Source organism: Candidatus Hydrogenedentota bacterium, from assembly GCA_012523015.1.
Classification (GTDB): domain Bacteria; phylum Hydrogenedentota; class Hydrogenedentia; order Hydrogenedentales; family CAITNO01; genus JAAYBJ01.
In genome coordinates this window covers 1-13,817 of sequence record JAAYJI010000152.1, presented here as the reverse complement: position 1 = coordinate 13,817, position 13,817 = coordinate 1, and the positions used below count along the sequence as shown (strand labels likewise).

Below are 13,817 nucleotides of genomic sequence, written 5' to 3'. Positions count from 1 at the left end.
TCGGATTATAAATCAACAGCGATTCAAGCGCATCGACCACATAGAAATTATCATAGTGAGCGCCGCACGGGCTAATCTTACTTGGGTCGCCCGCCGTAATATCGCCATCGTATTTCACATAAACGGTGGTCGCTTGTGAAGCGGATACCCAAACCGGTGCGTAGTTGGCCGAAAGGTCGCTGCTTCCCGGAGCCCAAGCAACAGCGGCCATGGGTGTAAGCCGATGTTCGGGAATCATGTTAAATGCCCAGTCATAGGTGGAACCGCTTGTATCCGCATCAATGATTGTAACGGCAGTAAAGGATTCGCCTGCGGAACTGATAAATTCTGTTCCCGATGCAACATCCATATTAAAGAAAGCAATACCGTTATTGGCCGGGACTGAAAAAGAACCGGTTAAAGGGCTTCCCGAATGTCGCTTCCAATGGATGGTAATGGGGTCTTCATTAGGATTAACAAAATAAGTGACGGCTGGAGCACTGGAACTGGTGGAATATACGGGGGAAACATAACTGGCGCCATTAAATTTACCCGGCAGCACCGGTATATTGCGTGTCCCGTAATTATCAATACCACCAAAGACCAGATCTACACCTACGTCTTTATTTGATAGAACCCGTGCGCCTGCCTTGATATCACTGGCCTTATTCGTGTCATTGCCCGTGTTGCCCGGCGAGCTCGCCTGACCATTGTAAAACCACACCTCCCCTTCGTTGAGGCTTTGGCTCACATCGGTCACACCATCTCCATCATAATCGAGCTCTACGATGGTTCCGTCTTCGGCTGCACGGACAAAAAGGCCGGTATAGCGGAAGACTGTCGTGGGACCAACAGTCACATCTTCCCCAAAGGGCAAGATAAAAAACTGACCGAAGCGGCTTATATCGGAAACATTGGTTTTAACATTTTGTACGTTAAAGCGCGAAGCGGCACCGGACACTTTCGATACTGCAATGTACGATGTAGAAAAAATCTTGTCTTTGCCGTCGTACTGCAAATCCGTTCGTGTCCACGCAAAGGTTTTATCTATAATAATATAGCCCCCCGGTGGAATAAGATCGTCGGGATATCCCGGCGCTACACCATTGGTTAAGTCACCATCTCCCCAGATTTCGGTGGTCGGCTGAAGTGGGGCATTGATATCCGCTTCATAGCCATCTTCCCAATGGTCATAAACAATGGCTGTCTTCGGATAAGGCACCGAAACTGCAAGAATCGTGCGGACGCCGCTGCTCATATCATCGGAGCTGCTGCCTGCGCTCACCAAGCTTTGGCGTAACTGTGTATCATTCTCCGGGAATGGCAAATAGAAGGTATGGTTTTTGTTGGCTAAGTAACAGGGATTATCTAATGCTTCCGTAACAGTAATGTTTACTGTAGCTTCCACACAAACAACGGGAGCCGGAGAACACACTTGATAGGAGAAAGAATCCTCTCCCAAATAGGCGCCAAAAGAAACATAGGTCATTTCGCCGGCAGCGCCAACTTGAACAAAACCGCCCACAGGGTTATGAGTAATGGTTATCGAATTCGGGTCAATATTACAGAGGTCATTATCAAGAACATTAAAAATAACCGGCACTCCTTGCAGCGCGGTTACCGTATCGTTATTCGCAAAAATGGTGTCGGTCATCGCATGATGTTCGGAAGTGACCGGTCCATTACACCCTTCGGCAGAAGCGGTGATCACAGAGGTTCCCGACCACGTGGCGACATAGACCACTTCACCCGTATCTTCATCAATCGTATTACCGGCAGCAAGGCTGGCAGCGTCGAGGCTGTAGCTCATACCGGTGCTGTCTTCAGCGATCGCACCATACACGATGGTTTCCGTGCCGCGGCAGCGTTGCGAACTTGCGCCAAGGCTGAATACGGGAGCACTTACCGTGGGCGTAACCGTTACGGTGTGAACCGCACTCCTCATACACTTTGATGACGAGGCTGTCGCTGTGATTTCCGTGGTACCGGACCAAGCACTCACATAGGTGACTTCACCGGTCGCAGCATTAATGCTGTTGCCGGCGGTCAAACTATCGGCATCTAAAGCGTACTCAATGGCATCGGCTCCCGTCGCCGTTGCAGTATAAAAAAACTTGACCGGCTCCGGAACAACGGACAGAAGACGTACCTGCTGCAAAAATCACATCGTCAATATCACAGGAACAACTAATGACAATTTTTCCGTCTGCACCGTTAGCCCCTGCTTGTGTAGAGTTGCTGCCCGCTCGGAATCCGCCGCCGCCGCCGCCGCCCGGAGCCACACCCATAGCACCGGGAATGCCCACTTGTGCGCCGTCACCGCCGTCACCGCCGCCGCTCGGCGCTGTGGCGCCATTTTGCAAAATCTGGCTGCTGTCGCCATAAGCACCGGCAGCGCCCGTACCCGCAGCAGAGCCGCCGCCGCCGCCGAAACTGCCGCCTACACCGGCAGCGCCTGTACCGCCGTCATATTTGACGTCACCAATTCCGGCTGCGGCGCTGCCGCCTGCGCCCGGAACATTGGAATTCGCCGCAACACTCTGACCGCCTTGCGCCAAAACGGTGGAAGGACTGTCAAACCAAGAATCCTCTCCCGGCACAGTGGAAGAGGAACCCTTACCTACATATACATCAAAGTCGGTTCCGGGCGTAACCGGAAAGGTGCTGCGTGAATAAGCGCCGCCGCCGCCGCCCGCCAAGGCCGTATTGTTGCCGCCGCCGGGCGCCCGTGAACCACCGCTGCCGCCGGCACCCCATACTTCGACCGTAATACTGGTGACCGAGTCAGGTACCGTAAAACTATCCGCACCAGCGGTGTCAAAAACGACCGATCCTTGCCCATAGGCAAGACCAGACATCCCTAAAAAAAAAAGACCCAACGCTAAAGTGTAAACAACAACACTGCGCAGACCGGTTAAGGGGGATCCATTTTTTTGTGTTTGGTTCATGTCACGCTCCTAATTTTCTGATCTTAGCCCTAGAACGACAGGATCAATCAAAACCATCCATTTCTTCTCTTATATTAAGCTGAAAATAGTCTCAGTTTAAAACAATACAAATGTAACTTTCCTCACAGAACATTTGCGAGATACTTATAGTTACCGTTGTAGTAATGGCTACAACAGTAGAATAGCCTCCTCTAAATTCTTCCAAAAACAGTGTATTCAGTTTATCATATGTACGGCAAAAAAGGCAAGCATATTTGATTCCACACAAGAGCTCCCAAATATCGCACAATCCCTTGCCGAGGATTGACTCTTCCACGACAAAAAAGGTTGCACACCTTATTCAAATTTAAGGAATGCAACCGAAAGGAATTCACTATTGACATTTTAAAATAATAATCACGAAAACTTCTACTTCTCCGTACACCACTTTTCATGGCACATCACGACAAAACTTACGATACAGTGCGATAGCTACCGATAACAATAGCACGCATATCTATTGACTGTAGATATACGTGTTTATAGCATCGCAGTTCTCAGATCACCAATTACAACATTCAAAACAAAATTTTGATTCCGCTTATCGCCATATATTTTAATTATCTTTATTTTTTTCGATTAAAAATGAAGGCTTAGAGGATGGAGCGATACTCCACGTACTTTCCTGTTCCTCTATTTCCATGATAAAGACGCCACGCGGTTGGGCAGCGTCTTTCAGACCTGTATAATAGCAATAGATGCCCATGCCCAATTTTTTGAACAATCATGGGGCACGGTCAAAAATCTTGCTTAATCCACCGCTGCTGAAAAGATAACCTCGAGAAAACATATTTTTTGTCATGCCTGTCCCTTCCGATACCAAAGAATCGCACGCCCCTATCGATCAACCCGTTACGCTCTTATCGGGCATAGGAAAAAAGCGTGCCCTTCAATTGGCGGCCCTAAATATTGTCCATATCCGTGACTTGTTGATGCATCTTCCCCGCGACTACCGTGATCATTCCTGTGTTCTCACGATTGCTGAAGCAGAAAATGGCGCAACGATCACGATTGAGGCGGAAATTACTGAGGCGCGCACGCTTTTTCAGCGAAGAGGCAAATCAAGTGCACTTTTACGCGTGCAAGATGCCTCCGGGTCGATCAACGTCATGCTCTACGGCAGAGGTTTCTTGATTAATAGTGCGTTGAAACCGGGAACACGCTGTCTCTTTACCGGTAAAGTGGGAGAATACAAAGGGCCCGCATTACTGAACCCCGATTATGAGCCCATTTCTGAAGACGGCGGCAAAGAATTGTTGCACACCGGTCGCGTTGTACCCATTTACACGCTGACCGAAGGTATTTCCCAGCGCCAGCTTCGCAAATGGATGCACGAGGCACTTCAACTGTGTGCCTCAGCATTTACGGAAACCATTCCCTCTTTTTTGAGGGAACAGCATCAATTTCTTCCTCTTTCAGAAGCCTTCCATACCTTGCACTTCCCGCCGACCATTGAGGCAGCAAAACAGGCGCAAAAACGCTTTGTCTATGAAGAGCTGCTTTCCATGCAAGCTGCGGTTTTACAACGCAGGCAAATACGGGTCAATGAGACACCGGGTTTCCGCCACCAAATAGATGGCCCCTTATTGAAAGCCTTTCAAGCACAATTACCCTTCCCCCTTACGCCCGGTCAACACCGCGCCGTTGAAGATATTTTCCAAGATATGACTTCACCGCACCCTATGTTTCGTTTGCTGCAAGGGGATGTGGGGTCCGGCAAAACCATTGCCGCCGTACATGCCGTGCTTGCCGCCTTGGACAGCGGACTGCAAACCGCATTTATGGCGCCTACCGAAATCTTGGCAGAACAGCATTTCAGGACTTTAGCGTCCATTCTCAATCCTTTAAAAATCACCACCAGCCTACTTACCGGCGCCACCGGCGGAGCAGCCCGCATACGCAAGGCAATCGCTGAAGGCGCGATTCAAGTCGTGGTAGGCACCCATGCCTTATTTCAAGAAAGTACCCGTTTTGCCAGGCTCGGACTCGTGGTCATTGATGAACAACATCGTTTCGGCGTGCGGCAACGCACAGAATTGAGCAACAAAGGTATCCAAGCGGATGTGCTCCATACGACAGCAACGCCTATTCCGCGCAGCTTGGCACTCACCCTCTACGGCGGCATGGATATTTCTGTGATCCCAGACATGCCGCCGGGACGCCTACCCGTGAAGACCTCTTATGTCTCCGAAAACAAAAAATATGCCCTATACCAATATCTCCATGAGCGCGCGGGCAAAGGAGAGCAAAGTTATATCATCTGTCCGTTGATTGAGGAATCGGAACATTTTACGAATTTAACGCCCGTTATCAGCCATTTTGAGACCCTTTCCTCGGGTTCATTAAAAGGCTTGCGCTGCGAACTGCTCCATGGCCGCTTGGATGCCGGAGAAAAAGACGCCATTATGACACGTTTTCGCAATCAGGAAATAGATGTGCTTTTTTCCACCACAGTCATTGAGGTGGGCGTCGATTCACCAACGGCTACCACCATGGTGATTGAAGACGCGGGCCGCTTCGGATTGACCCAACTCCACCAATTGCGCGGACGGGTGGGACGCAGTACCATTCAATCGTATTGTTTTTTACTGGGCGCTCCGGAAACACCGGAAGCGAAAAAACGCATTGAACTGCTATGTTCTTGTACTGACGGTTTCAAAATTGCCGAAGCTGATCTGGAGCTGCGCGGCTCGGGAGAATATGCCGGTTTACGACAATCCGGCGTGTCAAACCTAGATACGGCTATCTTGCTCCATGATATGCAACTCCTTGACACGGCGCGACGTGATGCCGCTGAATTACTCAAGCGGGATCCTCAGCTTCAACATGCGGAACATGCGCCCCTCGTCAAGGCGATTCGGGCTTTAGACGGGATGTTTGTATAGGCGCCTTTCGCGCAACACCGCCCATAGACCGGGGTATTTTAAAGATATTCATCTTTCACTACCGATTCGTTTCCTTGATTTTTAAGAAAACAGCGGAACATATTTAAAACAGGCGTTGTTACTTGAAAAAACCAACCAGAGAGGAATCGCCATGAAAGAGAAAACAACATCAGGACACCGCAAATTTTCCAAAAGCATTACAGAGACGGATGCCCGCGCACCAAGCCGTGCTATGCTGCGCGCTGTGGGATTCACCGACGAAGACTTTAAGAAAAGTCAAGTAGGAATTGCATCCACATGGAGTATGGTAACCCCGTGCAACATGCACATCGATAAATTGGCCCGCGAGGCAGAAACAGGTGTCAATGAAGCGGGCGGCAAAGCCCTTATTTTCGGTACCATTACGATTTCCGACGGGATATCCATGGGAACGGAAGGAATGAAATATTCATTGGTATCCCGGGAAGTTATCGCAGACTCCATTGAAACGGTTACCGGCTGTGAGCAATTTGACGGCTTGATCGCTATTGGCGGCTGCGACAAAAATATGCCGGGAGCAGTAATGGCTATGGCGCGCCTAAACCGGCCCGCCGTCTTCGTTTATGGCGGTACCATTCTCCCCGGCTGTGTCAACGGCTGCGAATCAGACATCGTTTCCGTTTTTGAAGCGGTAGGCAAACATGCCCGCGGGGAAATCAACGATCAGGAATTGTTGGCTATTGAGCGCAAATCAATCCCCGGACCGGGCGCTTGCGGCGGCATGTATACGGCCAATACCATGGCGTGCGCCATTGAAGCCTTGGGCCTCAGCCTTCCCAACAGTTCCGCTCAAGCCGCTGTATCTGATGCAAAGCGCGAAGACTGTCGACGCGCAGGCGCGGCGGTTATGAAGTGCATCGAAAATAACCTACGGCCCAAAGATATCCTGACCAAGAAAGCCTTTGAAAATGCGGTCACCGTCGTGATGGCGCTCGGCGGATCCACCAATGCCGTGCTCCATCTGTTGGCGATGGCCCATGCGGCAGGCGTAAAACTGAGCCTCAACGATTTCACCCGCATTGGGAAACGGGTTCCCGTAGTGGCCGATTTAAAACCCAGAGGTAAACATGTGATGCAGGCACTGGTCAATATTGGCGGTGTTACGCCGCTCATGAAAGCTTTGTTGGATGCCGGCTTATTGCATGGCGACTGCATGACTGTGACCGGCAAAACCTTGGCTGACAATCTGCGCGGTGTTAAACCTTACCCGAAAAGCCAAAGCATTATCCGGCCTTTGTCCGATCCCATCAAAAAAGATGGACATCTAACTATTCTATATGGAAATTTGGCGGAAGAAGGGGCCGTTGCGAAATTGTCTGGCCACGAAGGGTTGTTCTTCAAAGGGAAAGCGCGCGTCTATAACGCTGAAGAAAAGGCTCTTGATGCCATCCTGAACGGAACCGTGAAAGCGGGCGATGTGGTGGTAATACGTTATGAAGGACCCCGAGGCGGCCCCGGTATGCGTGAGATGCTTGCCCCCACATCGGCAGTCATTGGGCGCGGGTTGGGCAATGATGTGGCGTTAATCACAGACGGCCGATTCTCCGGCGGCAGCCATGGATTTGTCGTGGGCCATATCACGCCCGAAGCCCAAGAAGGCGGGCTCATCGCTTTGGTTAAAAATGGAGATATCATCACCATAGATGCCACCAAGCGGCAGATCACGTTGGAGGTGTCGGAAGAAGAAATTGAACAGCGCAGAAAGCTCTGGAAAGCGCCGAAACCCGCCTATACACGCGGTGTTCTGGCGAAGTATGCCTGTCTTGTGTCTTCCGCATCGAAAGGTGCCGTCACCGATGATCATCCGGAATATTGTCGGAAAAAGACGGAATAGCACAGAATAAAACTTTTATGGCTGAAAGGCCCGTCACTGCAAGTAAGACAGGGTCAGGCCATGCCGGGGTTTATTTTACTGTCACCTCAAATACATCTTCTCGGGTTTGTTTTAGAGAATCATCAAGGGGATCGCCGGATACACACACGACCCGGTATAATCCCGGTTCCATGAAGACATGAGAAATGGACGGCTGATAACTGGAAAACGCCGTTTCGATGTACCACTCATAAGATTTGTAATTTGCCGGACCTCGGAAGGTCGTCGTTGTGTTTACAGTAGTATCCACATGGATGGGAGGGCGGCGCAATACGCTGCTCTGCGCCGTGTCTGCAGCCAAGAGCGTTTCGCCCTGCCATTCCTCATACCTAACCTCAAGAGGCCCTTCAAAGCTAAGTTTGTGTCTGAGCAAACGCTGGCCGAATCCTTCTAGTACCGTTGCGCCATTCACTTTCCACACACACCTGAGATTACCATTTTCGGGCACTTCGATTTCTAATAGATCACCCACGAAATAAACAGAGGGAAGATTTAAACTGATTTGTTCGCGCTCGAAACGCTGAGAAAAGCCTAATTGTGCACGCGCCTCTTCCTCGCTGATGCCAAGCTCATGCATGGTTTTTTCTAAAATGGATTCTTGACCTTTGAAGGGAGTGCTTACCGATAATTTCACCGTGCCATGACGCGTGTTGATGAGCAATTCGTAGGATCCTACTTCAGCGGTGAGACTCGGTCCGATAAGAAGCCCTTTTTCCGTGGGGGTCACGAGAATCATATGGGTGTAGCTGCGCCCGCCCGTTAAAAAACTCCAGCCTTTAATTGCCGATGGCGCTAAGAGCTGTCCGTTCAAGGATAATTGAACCCATTGTTTTTCACCAATCGTGTTGAAAACAAGCGTGGAAGGTTCCGCCGTCAATAGATCCTCAGCATATGCAGAACCACCTGCCAACAGAATTCCCAGCAACGTAAGGCGCCAGATGCAGCATTTCACTTTTGAAAAGCGACGGTACTTTGCAGTCATTGCCCTTATGCTCCTTCCGTAACGACGATGAAACTCCTATTCCTTGTAAAAAAGACTACTATGTGTGTGTTATGGAAATCCGAGATTAGCTCAATAATCCTCAGAAAACACAAACAATATACCTGCTCATAATACGCATATGTCCCCTATAATGTCAACAATCCCGCCACAACATTCATGGGTGCTGTGACGGGATCATATATGAGACGGATTGTTGGTCAGGGTCGAGACGACCGCTAAGCCTATAGGCAATGAAGGCAAGCCATTTCAGGAGCCTTTCGCTTATTTGCCGTAAACTTCAACTTCCACGTAATGATTAAAATCATCAGCCGTGTTGCCTTTACTGTAGAAGCGCAGATAACGGGCCTTCAAGTCCTCGACTTCGATGAGACGGCCTTTGTAGCTCTCTTGATATTCTTTATCTTTTCCTACACCGAGGCCGGCGGAATTATCGTGGTCATTGTTATAGACCGTCGTCACGTTTTCATTAAATTCTTTATCGTTGGAAGCTTGAACGACGATATCGAAATAGACGCGGTTACCTTCATGGAAGTGCCATAAGAGGATTGCGTAGATGGAGCATTCTTTTTCCAGGTCAACCTGCACCCACTGTGCGCCGTCGGGCAATTCGATCAAGCTGGTTCGGGCATAGTGCTTATCGCCGTCGGTGAGCTGTTTGAGTTCGCCATGAACGGGAGGAACGCTGCTCGTAACGGCTTTACCTTTGGCTACGTTGCTAGCGCCTTTGGGTGCCATGAAGGGCGGGCGATCTTTATAATCGAGGGGTTCAAGATTGGGGCTCCAATAATCAATGGGCGTACCGCCGAAGAAAGGCTCCGGCAGTTCAATATTGATTTCTTCAAGATCGGCGTCCTGTGCCTGAGAAACTAAGGGCATGCACAGCATCAGTGCAGCAATAACAGCCATCCAATACACGTTCTTTTGAGTCATGATTCGCTCCTTACAGTTTAGAGATAGTTTTTCTGTTGATAGTTTCAGTGGATGCTCCGCTATCGGATTCGATACCGGAATTGCAACATTCTACCACATCAATTCATTTAAATGCATATCCATCTTTTCCGTTCATTTAGACGACAGTATAAAAAAAATATTCAAGGGCTCAAATAATTAATAGGAAAAGCCACCAGCTTCAATATTGAAAGATAATTACTCGAAGTAGAGCGAAGAATTCTGCACCATGGCGTGGGTGACACACAAGCCCAGTATCAAGGACGCGGCACTCAGGTCACCTCGGCAGCTTCAAACCGAAATTGACTTTTACTCCGTATTTCAGGTAAAGTACTGTTTGTCATTCGCCGGAGTGGTGGAATTGGCAGACACGCATGGTTCAGGTCCATGTGCTCGCAAGGGCGTGAAGGTTCAAGTCCTTTCTCCGGCACCATAAGACTCTTGTAAAGACGCCGCTTTCCCATCAGTTTGCGGCGTCTTTTTTTTCTCTTCGCCCCACAGCCGTTGTGCTACTATAAACGGTGATTGGAAAAGAAGCCCCGTGCATCAAGAAGAAGGAAACATATGTCATGAAGAAAAAAAACGATGCCCACACCCAGTTCACTGCAGAGGATAAAGTACTGCCCTTTGATGGTCCGGAAAAGATTGACCGTCACTGTTTAGAATGTTTCCCCTACGAATACAGCCATACGCCTAGCGGTCAAGAACTCGAAATCATTACGGAAACAGACGAGTTCACTTCAGTCTGCCCCTTTTCTGGTTTACCCGATTTCGCCACTATTACGATCAGCTACGTACCCGGTGAATGGTGCTTAGAACTGCGCTCCTTAAAATATTATCTGCTTTCCTACCGTAACGTGGGCATCTGGTATGAACATCTGGTCAACCGCATGCTCGAAGATCTTGTGGAATGCTGCAAGCCGCGGCGCATGACGGTTGAAATAGCCTGCAACCCTCGCGGCGGTTTGGCAAGCGTCGTTAGAACCCAATATGTTGCAAGGGCTCCTAAAAAACCTGCGTCGAAATCCAAGAAATAATGAACACGCCAATCCAGGGAGTATTGATTCGGTGAAGCATTCGTTTGGGCGATGGTCAGCCATCTTCATGCCGGCATGTATCCTGCTTATTGCAGTTTTACTGCGCGTCCTTTATTTCAACGAATTGCAGCAGACGCCGGAATTCTCCCATCCCATTTACGACCCTGAATATAACGCCTATTGGGCACGCAGCCTCGCCACCGGCGATTGGACGGTTCCCGCCGGCATGGCCGACCCGGAAATACGAAGCACTCCCCACGGCAGACCGCCCGGTTATCCGTGGTTTCTCGCAGCGGTCTATTGGATTTTCGGCGTCAATGATTATATGCCCCGCATCATTCAAATGGGTATTGGCGCGTTGAACGCCCTTCTCCTCTACTTTATAGGCAAAAAAATCTTCGACCGACGAACAGGCTTTATCGCCGGTCTTTTGATGGCAGTCTATTGGGTTTTTCCATACTTCGAGGGATTACTGACCTATCCGGTAATTGCCATCTTTTTACTGCAGCTGCTGATACTCACCCTGCTGCGCTGGCAGCAAAAAACCTCTCTCTTACTTGCCCTATTGGTGGGCGTGTTGATGGGAATCTTTGCGCTGCTGCGTCCCAACGGTCTCTTGATGTTCCCCTTCCTGTTGCTTTGGATGGCTTGGCGGTCATGGGCACATTCGACGTCTTTGCGTCGCGCCCTGCTTGCGCTCGGAATCACGGTCTGCGCGTGCGGCTGCGTGCTTGCCCCTCCTTTTATCCGCAATTATATGGTTGCCCATGATACCGTGTTTATCAGTTCCTACGGTGGTATCAACCTCTATGTTGGCAACCATCCCGGCGCCTCCATGGTCGAGCCTCATATTCCTGAGCTCATGGAACTTGCCGGTATCGAACATTGGTCTTGTTTCGATTATCCGAGCATTGTCCGTGGACTCGGCTCCTTTTTAGGAAAAGAGCACTTCACATTTTCAGAGGCCAACCACTACTTCTATGAAAAGGCCTTTTCTTTTATCTTAAAACATCCGGGAAAATTCGTAGCCAATCTAGCCTTTAAAACGCTGCTTTTCTTCGGTCCCCAAGAAATTACCAATGACACGGTCCTTAGCTATGACAAAGCATTTTCTCCTGTGCTGAAATATTTACCGGGATTCCCGTGGGTCTTCGCGTTCTTTCTCTTTGGACTCTTCCTTACATTCGCCCTCACCTACCGCAGGCGGCAGGATCAAGAGCAAGATCTTTTGCTTTCCAACATTGTGTTGCTTCTATTGATTTTTGCTTCGTATACGCTGTCAGTGATCATTTATTTTGTTGCCGGCCGGTATCGCGTCCCTTTAATTCCACTCATGCTTCTTTTTTCGGCTGTCGGTTTAAATCACCTCTATGGCGCTGTTGTACAGCTGCGCAGGAAATCACTATTCATAAGCTGTCTCAGTCTTTTGGTACTGGTTCCTGCAGCCCACTACAATTTTTCAGGATATAGTGCTTCCCTTGCAACGTGGCATTTGCGCCGGGGCATGGCCTATGCTGCCGGCGGCGATATGGATCGTGCGGAAGACTCCTATCAGACGGCGCGGGAATTAGGCGCAGAATCAGCCATTGTATACGCGAATCTTGCCCGTCTGTATCTTAACAAAGGAGCCTATGAAGCAGGGATTCAAGCGTATAGAGAGGGGCTCCAATCCAATCCTGATAATACCATGCTCAACAACAATTTGGGCTACGAATTATATCGCTTAGGGCACGCCGCTGAAGGGGCAGAATATTTTGAACATGCCCTGCGCATCAACCCCCGTTTTGTTCTTGCCCGCATTAATTTGGGAAATGCAAAGGCGGAAATGGAAGATCTGGACGGTGCGCTTACACAGTTTGAGGAAGCGCTTCGCCTTGACCCCAAAAACGCGGATGCCCTATACAATGTTGGCCGCATTCTTTTCCTGCAAGAAGATCTAGAGGGCGCCATGGCGTACTATCAGCAGAGTCTAGCCATTCATCCCAATCACGTGCTTTCTTTGAATAATCTGGGCTACTGCTATGAACAGAAAGGCGACATGGAAAATGCGCTCAATTTCTATAGCCGAGCCCTTGAGATAGATCTCCAATGTATCACTGCATGCCACAATATGGCAACGCTGCTTTTAACATGGGAAAAGAACGAAACAATGACGCAGGCCCGGCTTCATGGACGGGATCTGTTAGGGCAGTCGCTTATGTTCTTTCCGGACGATGGGCCGCTTCATGAAAAGTGGGATGAGATCCAAAAGCTTCACCCTTAATCGGAACACTGTGCCGCATAGTTCTTATGACTGCAAGGTACCGTATAAAAAAATCGCGACACCCACGGGAGCATCGCGATATAAGGCTAGCAGATTTAACTTTTCAGCCAAACAATACTAAGATGTAGGATAGGGCTTAGCGCGGAAGAACCATAAACCCATCTTCCGACCTCTCGGATAGGTAATAGTATCCGGAATCACTATTGTACAACTGGATGACTCTGAGCAATTCAGACAAGTCGATGATACCATCGGCGTTAAAGTCTGCAAGATGGTTGAGGCATCCGGAGAAATCGCCCAAACCGGGAGCGTAACCGTCTTCACTATCGGGATTACAGTGATACGCTGCGCTGTTGAAAAGCTGGATAACACGGAGCAATTCGGGAAGTGAAATGCACCAGTCTTGATCCAAGTCCGCAGTGTGGGTAAACACTTCTTCTACGAACTCCGCCACTACAGTGGGTACAATTTCTCCGTTACGAGTTCCACCGGAAAGCACACCGGATACCTGCCCTAAGATGGTGAGTAAATTTTTTCCATTAGCGGGAGGTATGAGCGTATATTGTAGAGTCATCGGGAAGGTATGAGGGGCACGCCAATTGAAGTGAAGAAATAGACCAAGACCTTCCATTTTTTCGACAACCTGCACATCACTCTTCGGTGAATTGGCAAGGCTCCATCCTGCGGGAATAATTTCTGTCAGATCAAGACTGTTAAGCAAATCGGAACCAAGCTTGGTGATCTGAAGCGTCACGGTTATGGGGGAACCGGGCAGGAAAAAGTCTCCTCCGTTCTCGTTGGTG

General features: G+C 49.4%; 9 protein-coding genes and 1 tRNA gene. 5 read left to right on the top strand and 5 right to left on the bottom strand.

The annotated features are described in order from the left end of the window. Positions 1-2,137 (bottom strand): hypothetical protein (locus tag GX117_06655; GenBank protein NLO33021.1); only part of this gene is annotated, 2,137 nt, incomplete at its 3' end. Then, positions 2,052-2,927: a hypothetical protein gene (locus GX117_06650; GenBank protein ID NLO33020.1), complete on the bottom strand. Its 876-nt coding sequence runs from the start codon at positions 2,925-2,927 to the stop codon at positions 2,052-2,054. The genes GX117_06650 and GX117_06655, both read right to left, overlap by 86 nt. 839 nt (positions 2,928-3,766) lie before the next feature. Here GX117_06650 and recG point away from each other — a divergent pair. Beyond that, positions 3,767-5,851, top strand: coding sequence for an ATP-dependent DNA helicase RecG (gene recG / locus GX117_06645; GenBank protein ID NLO33019.1), 2,085 nt, complete (start codon positions 3,767-3,769; stop codon positions 5,849-5,851). A gap of 151 nt (positions 5,852-6,002) precedes the next feature. After that, complete coding sequence (gene ilvD, locus GX117_06640) at positions 6,003-7,724, top strand: dihydroxy-acid dehydratase (protein ID NLO33018.1); 1,722 nt, start codon at positions 6,003-6,005, stop codon at positions 7,722-7,724. Positions 7,725-7,794: 70 nt separating this feature from the next. Here the strand turns inward: ilvD and GX117_06635 are convergent, their stop codons facing one another. Continuing rightward, a complete protein-coding gene (locus GX117_06635; GenBank protein ID NLO33017.1) occupies positions 7,795-8,745 on the bottom strand; it encodes a hypothetical protein in 951 nt (316 codons plus the stop codon). A 282-nt stretch (positions 8,746-9,027) separates the two neighbouring features. Continuing rightward, a complete protein-coding gene (locus tag GX117_06630; GenBank protein ID NLO33016.1) occupies positions 9,028-9,672 on the bottom strand; it encodes a discoidin domain-containing protein in 645 nt (214 codons plus the stop codon). Between the two features lie 388 nt (positions 9,673-10,060). Between GX117_06630 and GX117_06625 the strand changes: the two genes are divergently transcribed. The 3 genes from GX117_06625 (at position 10,061) to GX117_06615 (ending at position 13,014) form a co-directional block, all read left to right on the top strand. Beyond that, positions 10,061-10,147: transfer RNA gene (locus GX117_06625), tRNA-Leu, on the top strand. A gap of 136 nt (positions 10,148-10,283) precedes the next feature. Further along, positions 10,284-10,751, top strand: a complete 468-nt coding sequence (queF, locus tag GX117_06620) for an NADPH-dependent 7-cyano-7-deazaguanine reductase QueF (GenBank protein ID NLO33015.1) — start codon at positions 10,284-10,286, stop codon at positions 10,749-10,751. Between the two features lie 31 nt (positions 10,752-10,782). Continuing rightward, positions 10,783-13,014, top strand: a complete 2,232-nt coding sequence (locus GX117_06615; protein NLO33014.1) for a tetratricopeptide repeat protein — start codon at positions 10,783-10,785, stop codon at positions 13,012-13,014. 136 nt (positions 13,015-13,150) lie between these two features. Here GX117_06615 and GX117_06610 read toward each other — a convergent pair. Then, positions 13,151-13,817: hypothetical protein (locus GX117_06610; protein ID NLO33013.1), on the bottom strand; the 667-nt coding region annotated here is incomplete at its 5' end.